This window comes from Sphingopyxis sp., from assembly GCF_016704835.1.
In the GTDB taxonomy this organism is placed as follows: domain Bacteria; phylum Pseudomonadota; class Alphaproteobacteria; order Sphingomonadales; family Sphingomonadaceae; genus Sphingopyxis.
This window is the reverse complement of sequence record NZ_JADIZJ010000021.1, coordinates 482,351-498,172: the sequence shown is the minus strand read 5'-3', so window position 1 is coordinate 498,172 and position 15,822 is coordinate 482,351. Positions and strand designations below refer to the sequence as shown.

The 15,822-nt window shown below is 64.5% G+C and carries 14 protein-coding genes and 1 tRNA gene; 11 read left to right on the top strand and 4 right to left on the bottom strand.

What is annotated here, in order from left to right:
• Nucleotide 1 precedes the first annotated feature (1 nt).
• Together gatB and IPF76_RS17460 are read left to right on the top strand one after the other, a co-directional pair.
• Nucleotides 2-1,468 carry an Asp-tRNA(Asn)/Glu-tRNA(Gln) amidotransferase subunit GatB gene (gene gatB / locus IPF76_RS17465; protein ID WP_293846614.1) on the top strand — a complete coding sequence of 489 codons (1,467 nt, stop codon included), beginning with the start codon at nucleotides 2-4 and terminating at the stop codon, nucleotides 1,466-1,468.
• A gap of 38 nt (nucleotides 1,469-1,506) precedes the next feature.
• Nucleotides 1,507-2,148 (top strand): glutathione S-transferase family protein, encoded by a 642-nt coding sequence (locus IPF76_RS17460; RefSeq protein ID WP_293846612.1) that lies wholly within the window; start codon nucleotides 1,507-1,509, stop codon nucleotides 2,146-2,148.
• A 12-nt stretch (nucleotides 2,149-2,160) separates the two neighbouring features.
• Here the strand turns inward: IPF76_RS17460 and IPF76_RS17455 are convergent, their stop codons facing one another.
• From IPF76_RS17455 to IPF76_RS17445, 3 genes are all read right to left on the bottom strand, one after another.
• Nucleotides 2,161-2,913 carry a hypothetical protein gene (locus tag IPF76_RS17455; RefSeq protein ID WP_293846610.1) on the bottom strand — a complete coding sequence of 251 codons (753 nt, stop codon included), beginning with the start codon at nucleotides 2,911-2,913 and terminating at the stop codon, nucleotides 2,161-2,163.
• Between the two features lie 89 nt (nucleotides 2,914-3,002).
• On the bottom strand, nucleotides 3,003-4,706 hold the full coding sequence (locus tag IPF76_RS17450) for an amidohydrolase (protein ID WP_293846608.1): 1,704 nt from the start codon (nucleotides 4,704-4,706) through the stop codon (nucleotides 3,003-3,005).
• Between the two features lie 149 nt (nucleotides 4,707-4,855).
• Nucleotides 4,856-5,077 (bottom strand): hypothetical protein, encoded by a 222-nt coding sequence (locus tag IPF76_RS17445; RefSeq protein ID WP_293846606.1) that lies wholly within the window; start codon nucleotides 5,075-5,077, stop codon nucleotides 4,856-4,858.
• A gap of 168 nt (nucleotides 5,078-5,245) precedes the next feature.
• Between IPF76_RS17445 and IPF76_RS17440 the strand changes: the two genes are divergently transcribed.
• Nucleotides 5,246-5,330 (top strand) — tRNA-Leu (locus tag IPF76_RS17440).
• A gap of 100 nt (nucleotides 5,331-5,430) precedes the next feature.
• The gene (gene tig, locus IPF76_RS17435; protein ID WP_293846604.1) at nucleotides 5,431-7,056 is read left to right on the top strand and encodes a trigger factor; all 1,626 of its coding nucleotides are present in this window, start codon (nucleotides 5,431-5,433) and stop codon (nucleotides 7,054-7,056) included.
• Nucleotides 7,057-7,204: 148 nt separating this feature from the next.
• Here tig and rnd read toward each other — a convergent pair whose 3' ends face one another.
• Complete coding sequence (rnd, locus tag IPF76_RS17430; RefSeq protein ID WP_293846602.1) at nucleotides 7,205-8,392, bottom strand: ribonuclease D; 1,188 nt, start codon at nucleotides 8,390-8,392, stop codon at nucleotides 7,205-7,207.
• 109 nt (nucleotides 8,393-8,501) lie between these two features.
• On the opposite strand from rnd, the gene IPF76_RS17425 reads away from it, so the two are divergent.
• From IPF76_RS17425 to IPF76_RS17395, 7 genes are all read left to right on the top strand, one after another.
• On the top strand, nucleotides 8,502-8,831 hold the full coding sequence (locus IPF76_RS17425) for a hypothetical protein (RefSeq protein ID WP_293846600.1): 330 nt from the start codon (nucleotides 8,502-8,504) through the stop codon (nucleotides 8,829-8,831).
• Complete coding sequence (locus IPF76_RS17420; protein ID WP_293846598.1) at nucleotides 8,831-10,342, top strand: FAD-binding protein; 1,512 nt, start codon at nucleotides 8,831-8,833, stop codon at nucleotides 10,340-10,342. The genes IPF76_RS17425 and IPF76_RS17420 overlap by 1 nt, the downstream gene beginning before the upstream one ends.
• A gap of 97 nt (nucleotides 10,343-10,439) precedes the next feature.
• Entirely contained in the window at nucleotides 10,440-12,221 is a 1,782-nt protein-coding gene (gene aspS, locus IPF76_RS17415; protein ID WP_293846596.1) for an aspartate--tRNA ligase, read from the top strand.
• 2 nt (nucleotides 12,222-12,223) lie between these two features.
• Complete coding sequence (locus IPF76_RS17410; RefSeq protein ID WP_293846594.1) at nucleotides 12,224-13,099, top strand: alpha/beta hydrolase; 876 nt, start codon at nucleotides 12,224-12,226, stop codon at nucleotides 13,097-13,099.
• A 59-nt stretch (nucleotides 13,100-13,158) separates the two neighbouring features.
• Nucleotides 13,159-14,112 carry a hypothetical protein gene (locus tag IPF76_RS17405; RefSeq protein WP_293846592.1) on the top strand — a complete coding sequence of 318 codons (954 nt, stop codon included), beginning with the start codon at nucleotides 13,159-13,161 and terminating at the stop codon, nucleotides 14,110-14,112.
• 83 nt (nucleotides 14,113-14,195) lie between these two features.
• Nucleotides 14,196-14,981: a polyphosphate kinase gene (locus IPF76_RS17400; RefSeq protein WP_293846590.1), complete on the top strand. Its 786-nt coding sequence runs from the start codon at nucleotides 14,196-14,198 to the stop codon at nucleotides 14,979-14,981.
• 54 nt (nucleotides 14,982-15,035) lie between these two features.
• The gene (locus IPF76_RS17395) at nucleotides 15,036-15,572 is read left to right on the top strand and encodes a J domain-containing protein (protein ID WP_293846588.1); all 537 of its coding nucleotides are present in this window, start codon (nucleotides 15,036-15,038) and stop codon (nucleotides 15,570-15,572) included.
• Nucleotides 15,573-15,822 lie beyond the last annotated feature (250 nt).

Genomic DNA, 15,822 nt, shown 5'->3' with positions numbered 1-15,822 from the left:
GATGAGCGATTATCGCATCAAGGGCGAAACCGGCGAGTGGGAGGTCGTGATTGGCCTCGAGGTTCACGCCCAGATCACGACCAACGCCAAGCTGTTTTCGGGCGCCGCGACGGCGTTCGGGGCCGAGCCGAACACGCAGGTGTCGCTGGTCGATGCCGCCATGCCGGGGATGTTGCCGGTGCCGAACCGCGAGTGCATCCGCCAAGCGGTTCGCACGGGCATGGCGATAGAGGCGCAGATCAACACATGGTCGCGGTTCGACCGCAAGAATTATTTCTATGCCGATCTGCCGCAGGGGTACCAGATTTCGCAGCTTTATCATCCGCTTGTCGGTGAAGGCTCGATCACCGTCGAGGCGGACGAGAAGGCGGGTATCCCCGAACCCAAGGTGATCGGGGTCGAGCGCATCCATGTCGAGCAGGACGCCGGCAAGCTGATGCACGACCAGCATCCGACGATGTCCTACGTCGATTTGAACCGCAGCGGGGTCGCGCTGATGGAGATCGTGTCGAAGCCCGATATGCGCTCGCCCGCCGAAGCTGGGGCCTATGTCCGCAAGCTGCGCGCGATCCTGCGCTATGTCGGATCGTGCGACGGCAATATGGAGGAAGGCTCGATGCGCGCTGACGTGAACGTGTCGGTCCGCAAGCCCGGTGACGAGTTCGGCACGCGCACCGAGACGAAGAACGTCAATTCGGTGCGCTTCGTGATGGCGGTGATCGAGGGCGAGGCGAAGCGCCAGGTCGAACTGATCGAAAGCGGCGGCACCGTGGTGCAGGAAACGCGGCTGTACGATCCCGACCGGGGCGAGACGCGGTCGATGCGGTCGAAGGAAGATGCGCATGATTACCGCTACTTCCCCGATCCCGATCTGTTGCCGCTCGAACTCGACGACGCGTTTCTGGCCGAGTGCCGCGAAAGCCTGCCGGAGCTACCCGATGCCAAGCGTGACCGCTATCTGGCGCTGGGGATTTCGCCGTACAACGCCGATGTGCTGACCGCCGAAGTCGAGGCGGCGCGATGGTTCGATACTTTGCTCGATGCAGGCGCCAAGCCCGTTGCGGCGGCGAACTGGGTGACGAGCGAGCTGTTCGGCGCGCTCAACCGCATGGGCCGCGACCTGACCGATTCGCCGGTCTCGCCGCAGCAGGCGGCCGAATTGCTGGGGCTGGTCGCCGACGGGACGATCTCGGGCACGATCGCGAAAACGGTGTTCGAAAAGATGCTCGAAAGCGGCGACGGCGCTGGGGCGATCGTCGAACGCGACGGCCTGAAGCAGACGAGCGACACCGGCGCGATCGAGGCGGAAATCGCGAAGATCCTGACCGCCAATGCCGACAAGGTCGAACAGTATAAGGGCGGCAAGGAAGCACTGTTCGGCTTCTTCGTCGGGCAGACGATGAAGGCGATGCAGGGCAAGGCGAACCCGCAGGTGGTCAACGAGCTGCTGAAAAAAGCGCTCGGTTAGCATCGGTCGGTTGCTGGCCTAAACAAGGGAGAGCCACGATGAAGCTGTACCAGTCTGTCGGTCCGAACCCGCGCGTCGTGCTGTTCTTTCTCGCTGAGAAGGGCATCGAACTGAACCGCGAATTCGTCGATATTCGCGCCGGCGATAATCGTACGCCCGAATGGCTGGCGCGCAATCCGCGCGGGTCGATGCCGGTGCTGGAATTGGACGACGGCCGCATGATCAGCGAAAGCACCGCGATCTGCGAATATCTGGAAGAACTATATCCCGACACGCCGCTGATCGGGGCGACCGCCGAGGCGCGCGCGGCGACGCGGAGTGCTTTGCGCTACATCGATTTCGGTGTGGTCGGTCCGATGACGAACGGCTTTCGCAGCGCCGAAGGGCTGCCGATGTTTCAGGACCGGATGCTGTGCGTTCCGGAGGCGGCAGCGGGCAACAAATCCTATGCGCAGGACGGGCTGGTGCGCGCCGACCGGATGCTCGCCGAGAGCGAATATCTGGCAGGCGATGCGTTGACGCTTGCCGACATCGTCCTGTTTTGCTGGAGCGAGTTCGGTGCGATGGTGGGGCAGCCGACGCCCGACAGCCTGACCAACCTGAGCAGATGGCGCACGCGCGTTGCAGCGCGCCCCGCGGCGACCGCCAGTGCCGACCCGCAAATCGGCGTCGTTGCCTGACGAAGTGCGACGCTAGAAGCGCCGCTGCCCCGCGCCCCAGTTGCCGATGTCGCACTGGCCTGAAAAGTCGGTCTGGGCCTTGATCTGGATACGCCCCGAGCGGCGGTCGATGTCGAGCTTCGGCTTGTTGAGGCCGTTGAGGCGATAGGTCGCGGTGATGCGATCGGGGCTCACCATCAGATTTTCCAGATCCCACCAGCCTTCGTGCCCGCCCGAATGGATCGGGGGCACTAGCTTGGGGCCAAGGTGAATGCGGCCCTGATCGCCGTAGAGCTCGATCTGGACGTCACTGTTGAATCCTTCGTTGGTGCTGACGACGTCGCTGCCCCATTCCCATTTGTGCTTGGACCGGTTCCAGTCGTAGCGGGGCGCGGTCGTCACGCTGGGCCGATTGCCCGCGCCGTAGCAGACGAGGACGAGCGAGGCCGGATCGTTGTAGCCCGTTTCGGCGGGCGGGGCATGGTGATCGGCGGATGCGTTGCCGCCCTGGCAATTCTCTGCCGGAACGCCGATGATCGCCGAATAGCGCCCGTCCATCGTTGCAACGGAGATGCAACGCCCGGTGCGCTGGTTGTACCAGAAGGTATAGCGCTGGTTACCCACGACGTTCGACTGGCGCGATTCATAGCCGCGCGCGAGCAGTTGGGTTTCTCCACCAGCCCCGCGCGCGCCGACGAGATCAGCGACATCGGGCGCCGTCTGCGCGAGCGCAGCAGCGGGAATGGTGGAGGCGGCGAGAATGAGCAAAGCGAAACCGTGACGCATGACGATAACTCCCGTTGCTGATAGCGTGGTGAGTTTATCGCGCCGACGGCGGATTTCAAAGCCTGTCGAAGTCGGCTACCCCGAAAGTATCAGCGCTGATTGGCGCCCGTCGGCTGGAACCAAACACTGCGGCCGTCCTTGATGGTTTCCAGAACCTTGATGGCCTTGATGGCATCGACCGGGGTCGTCAGCGGGTTCTTGTCGAGAATCACGAAATCGGCGAGCAGCCCCACCTTGATCCGCCCTTTGCGCTCCTCCTCGAAGATCTGCCAGGCGGGGCCGGTCGTGAGCGCCTGGAGCGCAGCATAGGCGTCGATGCGCTCGGCGGGACCGCTGACGATGCCGGTCGGCGAGACGCGCGCCATCGATGTCCACAGCATGAAGCGCGTATCGAGCGGGGTGACGCTGTAGTCGCTGTGGTTCGACGGGATGAGCCCCGCAGCGCGTGCCGATCGCAGCGGACTGATGAAGTCGACGACCTCGGCCGGGAAGTTGGTGCGGTGGACGTCGGACCAATACCAAGCATGGTTCGAGAAATAGGCGGGGCCGACGCCGATGCGGGCGTAGGCGGGCAGCTGGTCGCGGCGCTGGAACTGCGAGTGGATGACGATCGGGCGGCGGTCGTCGGCGGCCTTGATGCCGAGCGCGTCGAAGCCGCGGATCGCCATGTCGATCGCGGCGTCGCCATTGGCGTGGACGAAGAGTTGCCAGCCGCGGTCGTGGGCTTTCTTTGCCTGGGCCGTAAATTCTTCTTCGGAAAGGATGGGTTGGCCGTGCCAGGGGTGGTGCCCTTCGGGGCTCCCACGCTGATAGTCGCGCGTAAAATAGCCGGTGCGCGCCTGCACCGATCCGTCGAGAACGAACTTGATTCCCTGCAGTTTGACATGCCCCTGATAGGTGCCGAACTGGAGGTCGGGGTTGGCGAGCAGCGTGTCGAGGCCGGTCGAGAAGGGGAGGAGGGCAAGGTCGATCTTGAGCCGATCCCGCGCCGCCGCGCTGGTGAGGAAGGTGATATCGGGGGGCTGCGTCGCGCCGTCTTGCGCATGGGTATAGCCCTCAGCGAAATAGGCGTTCTGCGCGGCGTCGAGGGCGGCGAGTTTTTGCTCCGCGGTCGGCTGCGGCATTTTGGCGAGCAGCAGGAACATCGCCTTTTCGAGCAGCACGCCGTTCAGCTTGCCCGCCTCGTCGCGCAGCATCATCCCGCCGGGCGGGACGGCGGTGGCCTCGTCGATCCCCGCTGCTTTCAGCGCCGCACTGTTCGCGACGGCGCCGTGCAGCGACACGTGCAGGACGACGAGCGGGCGGTCGGGGGCGACCGCGTCGAGCTCGGCGCGGGTGATGTAGCGCTTCTCGGCCAGCACTTCCTGATCGAATTGCCAGACCGCCGTCCAGCCGCCGGGTTTGGCGCCCCTGCGCGCGACATAGCTCCGAATAGCCGCCTGAACGCCGGGAATGTCGGTCACCGCGGCGTGCGCCTTGTCGCGCAGGTCGAGGCCGCCCGCGCTCATCGTAGCGACGGTGAAATGCGAGTGCGCGTCGATGAAGCCCGGGAGTAGGGTTGCGCCCTTGAGGTCGCGAACGGCAGCATCCCGGCCCGCGGCGCTGCGGGCGTCCTTTTCGGACCCTGCAAAGGCGATGCGGCCATCGCGAGTCACGACCGCCTCGACCGCGTGTGGCGTGTCGCCGTCCATCGTGATAATCGTACCGCCGCGATAGAGCGTCGTGCTGTCCTGCGCGCTGGCGGGCGCGGCGATCGTCAACAGCAGCGCGGCGATGCCGGTCGATAATTTCATATGTCTCTCCCCGTTGCCCATGGTGGCGGCCGGGAAGGGCAGAGGTCAAGTCTCTCTATGCAACCCATCGTGATCGCGCGCGTCGCGAAGCAGTGCGGCGTGCGCCAGGCTGGTCTGCTTCGCTACGCTTGCAACGATGCGGACGCGAACTAGACCTGCTGCGGCGGCATCTCATCCGGGCCGCGGCCCGGTTCGTCGATATCGCCGCCGCCGCCCGGATTGCCGGGGACTTCCATCGGCTGGCCGGCAGGATCTTCCAGCGGCGTCGGCTGGGCGGGATGCTCGGGCGGCGCCATTGGTTCGATGGTGTCGGGCTTGGGTTTGGGGAAGGGGTCGGTGGCGCGGACGTGCAGGCTGGATGCAAAGGTCATGAAGGCTCTCCTTGCCTTATCAACGAACGGGCGCGGCGCACGTTCCCGCCGCAGAAATGTTGGGCTTTCCGCCCTTGCCCTCGGCCGCGCGTCTGCTATAGCCCCGCGCGGCCCGCACGGGCGTGCGCGGCATATCGCGCGGCTTTGTGCACCCGGCCGACAGCCTCTGCGGGCGTGGCGGAATTGGTAGACGCGCTGGTTTTAGGTACCAGTATCGCAAGATGTGGGGGTTCGAGTCCCTTCGCCCGCACCAGTTCCGACGATCTGATGGGGATGGAGACGGGATAGGGGAACCCCGCCATGTGGCCGGGGTTCATCGATACGAGATTTTGAGCAAGGATAAGACCAAGGCAATGAAGACCGTCGAAACGCTGAACGAAGGCCTGAAGCGCGAGTATCGCGTCACCATCACCGCCAAGGATATCGACGCGCGCGTCGACGAGGAGGTGAAAAGCATGGCACCGACCGTGCGTATGCCCGGTTTCCGTCCCGGTAAGGTGCCGCCGAATCTGATCCGCAAGATGCACGGTCCGGCGCTGTCGGCCGACGCGCTGAACAAGGCGATCGACGCCGGGGTGCGCGACCTGATGGCTAAGGAAAAGCTCCGTCCGGCGCTGCAGCCTGCCGTGACGCTGGCCGATGGCTATGAAACCGGCAAGGACGCCGAAGTCACTGTCGCGCTGGAAGTGCTGCCCGACATCAAGACGCCGTCGATCGACGGGCTGAAGCTCGAGCGGCTGACCGTTCCCACCGACGACAAGGCGGTGATGGCGAAGATCGAGGAATTCGCTTCGCAGATGAAGCGGTTCGACGATGCGCCGAAGACCAAGAAGGCCGCTACTGGCGACCAGGTCATCATCGATTTCGCCGGCAGCGTCGACGGCGTCGCATTTGACGGCGGCACCGGCGAAGACATGGCGGTCGAAATCGGTTCGGGTCAGCTGATCCCGGGTTTCGAAGACCAGCTCATCGGCGCCAAGGTTGGCGATGCCAAGACCGTCAAGGTGACCTTCCCCGACGAATATCCGGTCGAAAACCTCAAGGGTGCCAAGGCCGAATTCGCCGTGACGGTGAAGGAAGTGAAGATACCCGCGGCTTCGAAAATCGACGACGAGTTTGCCAAGTCGCTCGGCCTTGAGAGCCTCGACAAGCTCAAAGAGTTGATGAAGGATCAGGTCGATCAGGAACTGAACGGCCTGACGCGCACCTATATGAAGCGCAAGTTGCTCGACCAGCTCGCGGCGAGCCACGATTTTGACGTGCCGCCGACGATGGTCGAGGCCGAGTTCGCGCAGATCTGGCAGCAGCTGGAACAGGAAGTCGAGAACGAAGCCGATCCCGCCGCGGCGAAGGCCGAGCTGGAAGCCGACCGCGACGATTATCATGCGATCGCAGTGCGCCGGGTTCGCCTCGGCCTGCTTCTGTCGGAAATCGGCCAGGCGCATGGCGTGCAGGTCAGCCAGCAGGAAATGCAGCGCCTGATCATGCAGGCGGCGCAGCAGTATCGCCCCGAAGACCGCGGCCGCTTCATGGACTATGTCCAGCAGGACGCGCTCGCCGCGGCGCAGCTGCGCGCGCCGCTCTATGAAGACAAGGTCGTCGACTTCCTGTTCGAAAAGGCCGAGATCAGCGACCGCGAAGCCACCCGCGAGGAACTGGAAGCGGCGATCGAAGCGGATGACGACGGCGGCCATGTCCATGGCCCGGGCTGCGGCCACGACCATGACCACAAGCCGGCCAAGAAGGCGGCGGCGAAAAAGCCCGCTGCCAAAAAGGCCGACGTGAAGGAAGAGGCGGCCGAGGCCGCTCCCGCGAAGAAGGCCGCGGCGAAGAAGGCTGAGGCAGCACCGGCCAAGAAAGCCGAAGCCAAAGCCGAAGAAAAGCCCGCTGCGGCGAAAAAGGCTGCCCCGGCAAAGTCCGCCGAGGACAAGCCCGCCGCGAAAAAGGCTCCGGCCAAGAAGGCTGCTGCGAAGAAATAAGCTTCGACTGACGGTCAATGACGATAAAAAAGGCCGGGTGGAGGAGGCTCCACCCGGCCTTTTGTTATGCGTGGCGCCGAACCGTCTCGGTCATTCCCGCTATCTTGGGGATGAGGTATCGCGGCAAGGGAAGCGGGTTTCGGAGTGGTCAGTCCTCGCTCGCCGTCGCCGCGTCGATTTCGCTCATTACCAGCTTGCCGTGCTTGACTGCGAAGCCCATCCGGCCTTCGACCAGGTTGAGCGCGGCATAGCCAAAAACGTCATAGCGCCAGCCCTGCATCATTGCGATGTTCTCACGCCCGCCAGCGGCCAGCGCCTCCAGATCGTCGCTGCGCGCGATCAGTCGCGATGCGACGTTGAGTTCGCGCGCGCGAATCTTCAAGAGCAGCTTCAGCAGGTCGGCGACCAGCGCGCCTTCCTTGCCCAGTCCCGGGCCGCGCGGGGCGCGGTCGGGCAGGTCGTCCTTGTCCATCGGCTTGGCATTGGCAATCGCTTCCATCAGCCGCGCGCCGATGTCGTTGCCGCGCCAGGTCGCCGACAGCCCGCGAACGCGGCCCAGCCCTTCCTGGTCCTTCGGCGGATGCGCCGCGAGGTCGGCGAGCGTCTCGTCCTTGACGATGCGCCCGCGCGGCAGGTTCTTCGACCGCGCCTCGCGCTCGCGCCACGCCGCCAGCGCCTGCAAACGGCCGAGCACGTCGGGCTTGCGCGAGGGGATCTTGATCCGATGCCAGGCGTCTTCGGGATTAAGATTGTAGTTTGACGGATCGGCCAGCTTTTCCATTTCCTCATCGAGCCAGTGACCACGGCCGGTCTTGACCAGCTTGTCGAGCATCATCGGGAATATCTTGGCGAGGTGGGTGACGTCGCCGACGGCATAATCGATCTGGCGCTTGTCGAGCGGGCGGCGGCTCCAGTCGGTAAAGCGCGCGCCCTTATCGAGTTGTAGCCCGATCCACGCCTCGACCAGGTTCGAATAGCCGACCTGTTCGGCCTGGCCGATCGCCATCTGGCCGATCTGGGTATCAAAGATTGGATGCGGCGTCTTGCCGGTCAGGTTGAAGATGATTTCGACGTCTTGGCCGCCAGCGTGAAACACCTTGAGCATATCCTCATTGGCGACGAGCAGGTCGAGCAGCGGCTTCAGGTCCATGCCCGGCGCCAGCGGGTCGATCGCTGCGGCGTGCTCGCGGTCGGCGACCTGGATCAGGCAAAGCTCTGGCCAAAAGGTGTTTTCGCGCATGAATTCGGTATCGACGGCGATGAAATCGCTGTTCCGAATGAGGTCGCAGAATTCGACGAGCGCGGCGTTGGTTTCGATCAACGGATGGACTTGCATAGCGCGCCTATACAGCTAGTTGAAAAGAACGGGCAGGAAAAATTGTTCGTACTCTTCGGGTTGCGGAGCCGGAACACCGGCCAAAGAAAAAGACGAAGGGGTTTGGGGCATGATCTGGCTTGGTTGGGCGCTCGCCGCGCTCGGTTTTCTGCTGCTTTTCGGCCAGTATCTGGCGGGGCAGGCCGATATCTTTGTCTCGATCGCCAATCCGCGGCCGCTCGACGAAGATTCTATGGTGGTGACGCTAAAGGGATGGGGATTTTCGGCAGAGGCCGCGCAGCCTTTCGTGACGCCCGAGTCCGACCACGGCCTGTCCGACGTGCGCGTTTTCGCGACGCGGCGGCAGATGCTGGTCGCCCTCGCCAGCTTCGGGTTCGTGCGCCCGGTCACCGTCGCCTGGCGCGCCCACGCTGGCGTGCTGCCACTGGGAGATGCGTGATGCCGCTGGTGCGACTCGGCGACGAAGGGCGCTGGACCAATTATCACGGCACCGGCACCTGCGAGGCGGCGACGCGCTTCGCGCTGCGCAGCGGTGATGCGGAGCGGGGACGAGACGAGATCGCGATCGCCGCGATGTCGGTACAGGACTGGCTGGTCGCGGCGGCGGCGGCGCAGCGCCGCGTTCGCCCCCTCGGCGCTGGATGGTCGCCGTCGAACGTCAATATCGCCTCGCAATGCTGGTTGCTCCACACGCGGCGGTTCAACCGCTGTTTCCGCGTCGATCGCGTCGACGTGCGCGCCGGCGTCGATGCCAGCGGGCTGATGCTGGTCGAAGCGGGGGCACTGGTCGACGAAGTGTCGGACAAGCTGGAGGCGCAGGGACGTTCGCTGTGGACGAGCGGGGCGGGCAATGGCCAGACCTTCGCCGGTGCGTGTGCGACCGGCACCCACGGATCGATGATCGCGCGTGGCGGCATCCAGGATCATATCCGCGCGGTGCAGGTCGTCACGCCAGCGGGTATCCATTGGATCGAACCCGCAACCGGACTGATGACCGATGCCTTTGTCGCGGCGACCGGTTCGACTCCGCTGCGTGACGACGACCTGTTTGCTGCGGCGCAATTGCCGGTCGGATCGCTCGGCATCGTCACCGCATTGGTCGTCGACAGCGTGCCCAAATTCCTCGTCCGTCCGATCCAGAATCTGCGCAAGGTCGATCGCGCAGCGCTCGACTGGCTGGCAGCGGGCGATTTTCGTCGCTTCTCGGCCGCCTACGCGCTCGATCAGGATCCGGATTTTGTCCAGATGATTGTCAACCCATACAAGCCGTTCAAGCGTCCCGCGATGCTGCGTTTCCTGTATCGCGAGCCATGGCGCGACGATTATCCGCGCGCCACGCCGGGGCAGCTGGGTGCGGGCTATGACGCGCTCAGCCTGCTCGGACGGCTGCTCGACGATTATCCATGGGCGCGCGGCGCGCTGCTGCAATTTGCGATGAAACAGGGCTATGCGAGTGGCCCCGACGTCACCGCCCGGCCGGTTTATGGCAGCTGGGGCGAGGGACTCGACACCCACCGCCCGCTCGCCGACCTGTTCAACGCCTCAGTGACGATCGACCGCGCCGACCTTGCGCGTGCGTTCGAGCTGATCTGCGCCGTCTATGCGCGGCATGGCGGCTCGACCGTCGTCACCGTGCGCTTCATGGCGCGCGCCGAGGGATTGCTCGCCCCGGCGCGTTTCCTGCACAATGCGGTGATCGATTTCGACGGCCCGCGCAGCGCGCGCACCGCCGACGCCTATGCGCGCGTCGTCGAACGGCTCGATGCCGAGGGGATCGCCTTCACGCGCCACTGGGCAAAAAGCTGCCGCCTCGACGCGGCGCGCGTCGCTGCCGACTATGGCGAGGATTTCCGCCGCTGGCGCGCGGCACGCGACCGGCTGTTGCCCGATCCGGCCCACCGGGCGCTGTTCGGCAGCGCGGTGCTCGACGGGCTGGGGCTCACCTGTTGATTTGGCCTTCCACCTTGACAAATGGCCCGCCGCGCTGCCTTAGGCGCGGCCATATCGGCGCGCTTTTCCGCGCTCCCAAACCTTGAAAGACGATCAAATGCACGCCTATCGCACCCATAATTGCGGCCAGCTTCGCGCCGAACAGGTCGGTCAGTCGGTCCGCGTCTCCGGCTGGGTGCATCGCAAGCGCGATCATGGAGGGTTGCTGTTCGTCGATCTGCGCGATCATTATGGCCTGACCCAGATTGTCGCCGACAGCAGCGATGCGGTGTTCGCGACGCTGGATGGCCTGCGCGCCGAAAGCGTCGTCACGATCACCGGCGATGTCGTTGCGCGTTCGCCCGAAACGGTCAACGCAAACCTGCCGACGGGCGCGATCGAAGTGCGCGCGCGCGACGTCACCGTCCAGTCGGCAGCGATCGAACTGCCGATGCCGGTCGCGGGAGAACAGGATTATCCCGAGGATATCCGCCTGAAATATCGCTTCCTCGATCTGCGCCGCGAACGCCTGCACGCCAACATCATGCTGCGCTCGAACGTGATCGCCAGCTTGCGCCGCCGCATGGTCGACCAGGGCTTCACCGAATTCCAGACCCCGATCCTGACCGCCTCGTCGCCTGAGGGGGCGCGCGACTATCTGGTTCCGAGCCGCGTCCATCCCGGCAAATTCTATGCGCTGCCGCAGGCGCCGCAGATGTTCAAGCAGCTGCTGATGGTCGCAGGCTTCGACCGCTATTTCCAGATCGCGCCGTGCTTCCGCGACGAAGACGCGCGCGCCGACCGCAGCCCGGGCGAATTCTATCAGCTCGATTTCGAAATGAGCTTCGTGACGCAGGACGATGTGTTCAATGCGATCGAACCTGTCCTTGCAGGCGTGTTCGAGGAATTTGCCAACGGCAAGTCGGTGACCCCGGCGGGCTCGTTCCCGCGTATCCCGTACCGCGAGTCGATGCTGAAGTACGGCAACGACAAGCCTGACCTGCGCAACCCGCTGATCATCACCGATGTCTCGTCGCACTTCGTGGGGTCAGGCTTCGGCCGCTTCGCCGACATCGTCGCGGCGGGCGACGTCGTCCGCGCGATCCCGGCGCCCGCGACCGCAGAGAAGAGCCGCAAATTCTTCGACGACATGAACAGCTGGGCGCAGGGCGAAGGCTTTGCCGGTCTGGGTTATGCGACGCGCAAGGGCGGCGAATGGGGCGGCCCGATCGCCAAGAACCACGGCGCCGACAAGATGGACGCGCTCGCCGCCGAACTCGGCACAGGTCCTGACGACGGGCTGTTCTTCGCCGCGGGCAAGGAAGCCACCGCCGCGAAACTGGCCGGATTCGCGCGCACGCGCGTCGCCGAGCAGCTCGACCTGATCGACCCGAGCAAGTTCGAAATGTGCTGGATCGTCGATTTCCCGATGTTCGAGGCGGACGAGGACACCGGCAAGATCGACTTCAGCCACAACCCGTTTTCGATGCCGCAGGGCGAACTCGAAGCCTTGGAAACCAAGGACCCGCTCGACATCCTCGCCTGGCAATATGACATCGTGTGCAACGGCGTCGAACTGTCGTCGGGCGCGATCCGCAACCATCGTCCCGACATCATGTACAAGGCGTTCGAAATCGCCGGTTACAGCCAGGCGGACGTCGACGCGAACTTCAGCGGCATGATCAACGCCTTCAAATTCGGCGCGCCGCCGCACGGCGGTTCGGCGCCCGGCGTCGACCGCATCGTGATGCTGCTCGCCGACGAACCCAATATCCGCGAAGTCGTCGTCTTCCCGATGAACCAGAAGGCCGAGGATCTGATGATGAACGCCCCGGCGCCGGTCAGCGACAAGCAGCTCAAGGAACTCGGCATCCGCATCGTGGATGGACCGAAGGGCTGAGCGTGAGCGAAGCGCCGCGCGAGCACCGGCTCGACACGCCGGCGGGCGCGATTTGCTGGTTCGAATGGGGCCGGCCGTCGGACCAGCCTTCGTTGCTATTGCTCCACGCGACGGGATTTCACGCGCGGCTGTGGGATCAGGTCGTCGCGGCCTTGCCGCAGGGCAAGCATGTCATCGCTCCCGATCATCTCGGCCATGGACGCAGCGCCAGGCCCGCGTCGCTGTCCGACTGGGCGACGACGGCCGACGCGCTGCTTCCGCTGATCGACCGGTATGCCGGGTCGCCGCTTATTGGCTGCGGCCACAGCATGGGCGGCTATGTCCTCACGCGGCTCGCAGCCGAGCGGCCCGATGCCTTGGCGCATATGTTCCTGATCGATCCGGTAGTCATGCCGCCCGAATTTTATATCGGCGCCGCCGATGCGCCCGTCCCCGATCCGGCCGAACATCCGGTGGCTCGGCGGCGCAGTCGCTGGGATAGCTGGGAGGCGATGAATGCGCATTTTTCGTCGCGCCCACCCTACGCGAACTGGCAGCCCGAAGTCCTTGCCGATTACTGCCGCTATGGCCTGCTTGGCGCGGCAGACGGGGAGGGCTGGGAGCTTGCCTGTCCGCCAGCCCTCGAAGCGTCGGTGTATCAGAACGCCCTGCGCACCAATCCGCATGACTGGCTGGGCGCGGTCGGCGCGCCAGCGAGCGTGATCCGCGCCAAAACCGGCGAACGCGCGGGCAATCTGGATTTCTCGATCAGCCCGACCTGGCCGGGCCTCGGTGCCGCGCTGGGCGCGGTGCGCGACGAACAATGGGCCGATCAAAGCCATTTCATCCCCATGGAAGCGCCGCGGCGCCTCGCCGATCTGATCGTTACCGAATTCTGACCTCTGTCCCTGCGCTTCTTTGACAGCATCGTCGGGCTGCGATAGCTCGGCGCGGGTTGATGATGGGGGCAATGATGATCGATGCACGATGGCTGGTAGGCGCCGCTTTGCTGGCGCTCGCGACACCCGCGACGGCCGAAACCTTGCCGATAAACACCGCCGATCCCGCCACCGCCGATGTCGTCGATCTGATCCGCATTTCGGTTGAGCGATTCGAGGGGGAGGATGGCACGGCGTTTGCGCAGGCGCTCGAAGCCGAACTCACCGATGCGAGCTTTCGCGGCGGTCCTTTCTACCGTGTTGTCGCGCCCGAATCGGGGGCGCCAACCGATGCGCTGGTCACCGGCACGGTGCGGAGCAGCGTCGAAGAAACACCCGTGATCGAAAAGCGAAAGCGTTGCACCGAATATGACCCTGCCGACAAAAAGAAGTGCCTGAAGGAAATCGACGTCGACATTCGCTGTCGCCGCCGCACCGCGTCCGTGGCAACAACGGTCCGGCTGGTTGCGATTGCCGACGGTTCGATCCGCTACACCCGGCCGCTCAACGCGCGCGATCAGGTCACCTACTGCCCCGACCGCAGCGCGCCGCAACCGGTCGAGGATTATTTCACCGCGACGATCCGCGGCCAGGTGCGCGCGATCCGCAGCGACCTTGCGCCGCGCGACTATGCGCTCGACGTCCGCGTCGATGAAAGCACCAAAGGGCTGGCGAAGCCCGCGCAAGCGGCGTTCAAGGCCGCGGTGCGGCTAACCAAGACCGATCCGAATGGCGCCTGTGCCACGTGGCAGGCGCTGACCCGCGATGTCGAACCCACCGCGGCGCTGGCCTTCAACCTGGGCCTTTGCCAAGAAATGCAGGGCGATCTGAATTCCGCCGTCGATTGGTACGGCGACGCGCAGCGGCAGGGATTACGCAGCAAAGCCGTGGCAGATGCTTTGGAGCGCATCGCCAGCCACCGGCGCGCGTTAAGCGAATGGACCGCAAGACAAGCAGCGAGCGGCAGCGAGTAAGGACATTGGTGCGAGCTGTGCCAGAAATCGACATCGCCGCTTCGCGCTTGGTCTGACTGCAGGGGTTAGGCTAGGGAAGCGCAATGACCATTTCCCTTTCCGATCACGAAGCCGGTACGAAATTTGACGGCGACTATGACAACGCCATGGAAGCGCTGCAGGAGCGACTGGAGCGGGTGCAGGCGGCACACATCACCCATGGCCAGCGAAGCATCAGCATGTTCGAGGGCTGGGACGCTGCGGGGAAGGGCGGCATCATCAAGCGGATGACCGCGCTGCTCGACCCGCGTTATTTCGATGTCTGGCCGATCAGTGCGCCGACTGACGAGGAAAAGGCGCGCCATTTCCTGTGGCGTTTCTGGAAATGCCTGCCCGGCAACCGCGAAATCGCGGTCTTCGACCGCAGCTGGTACGGCCGCGTCCTTGTCGAGCGCGTCGAGGGTTTTGCGAGCGAGGAGGAATGGCGCAAGGGCTATGACGAAATCAACGAATTCGAGGCGCAGCTGACGGGCAGCAGCACCAATCTGGTCAAAATCTTCGTCCATCTGACGCAGGAGGAGCAGGACAAGCGCTTCGCCGACCGCCTTGACGATCCGTGGAAGCGCTGGAAGACCGGGGCCGAGGATTATCGCAACCGGGCCAAGCGTAAGGATTATCTGGCGGCGATGGACGAGATGTTCGCGCAGACGAACACGCGCTGGGCACCGTGGCGGGTCATCGACGGCAACAACAAGAAAGCGGCGCGCATCGCCGCGCTGACCCATATCGCCGAGGCGCTGGAGGCGATCGTGCCGATGACGCCCCCTGATCTGGACCCCGCGGTGGTCAAACTCGCGGTCAAAGCCTTCGGTTACAAGCCCAAAGCCTAGGTTTTTCGCGGCCTACGGGTAGCCATCACTGCCCTTGCTCGCTACATGGGGGTGATGAGCCGCGCCAAAAGATCCGACGATTGGGGATTTCCCCGCTGGCGCCCCTATGGCTCTGGCAACGAAGCGCAAAAGGTCCGCCTGTGCGATCGACACGGCTGCACCAACCCCGGCAACTGCCCCGCGCCGAAATCGCCGAACAGTCCCGAACGCTGGTATTTCTGCGAAACCCACGCTGCCGAATACAACCGCGGCTGGGACTATTTCGAAGGCCTCAGCGCCGAAGACGCCGCCGCGCGCGCCGCTGATGAAACGCGCGATGCGGGGGCTTATGCCAAGGCGCAGCATTATGCCTGGGGCGGTCCCGGCGACGGGACACGCAGCAGCGATGAAATGCGCGCCCTCGACATCTTCGATCTTGAGCCCGAGGCCGATTTCGAAACGGTCAAAAAAGCGTGGCGCGCGCTGGCCAAGGAATCGCATCCCGATGTGAAACCGGGCGACGCCGAAGCCGCCAAGCGCTTTGCCGCGGGGCAAGCGGCGTTTGAGGTTCTGAAACAGGCCGAAGATCGCAAGAGCTGGAAGCCGGCTTAGCGTCGGTGCTGCCTGTCGGCCGCGGTGTACCGGTGCATGGGCCGATTCGACGATATGTCGCGATGCGCGCTTAGCGAGGCTTGATCAACTTCGGTGGAGCATGGACCAGACATGCGCATTATCGGCGGCCTCATTGTCAGTGCGGCTTTGACAACATCGGCCGTGGCCGAACCGATGACATTCCAAAACGGCCTGACCCGCGTCGAGGGCGTGGTCGGGCGGGGCGTGCATCCCGATCGGGGTGACCGTA